This window comes from Thalassobellus citreus (assembly GCF_044385915.1).
Lineage (GTDB): Bacteria > Bacteroidota > Bacteroidia > Flavobacteriales > Flavobacteriaceae > Thalassobellus > Thalassobellus citreus.
The window spans coordinates 1-246 of sequence record NZ_JBISCC010000016.1; the positions used below are offsets into that span (position 1 = coordinate 1).

Genomic DNA, 246 nt, shown 5'->3' on the forward strand with positions numbered 1-246 from the left:
GCATCAGAAACATTGTAAGTAATAATATAAGTACCTGCTACATTAGAATTAACAGTATCACCACCAATAACAATGTTTGCAGAAATGTCACCATCTTTATTATCAGAAGCTGTAGCACCTAATTCAGAATAAGTATCACCAACGTTAATATCGATAGACGCTGCTCCTGTAAGAGTAATAACAGGTGTCGTTGTATCAGGAATCACATTTACCGTTCTAGTAACTTGTGTTGCAGGATTTCCAGCC

Annotated in this window: 1 protein-coding gene; it reads right to left on the bottom strand. The window is 36.6% G+C overall.

Features of this window, described 5'->3' with window-relative positions; all coding sequences use genetic code 11:
• A partial coding sequence (locus tag ACH5TX_RS00070; RefSeq protein WP_439337527.1) for an immunoglobulin-like domain-containing protein occupies positions 1–246 on the bottom strand: 246 nt, incomplete at both ends.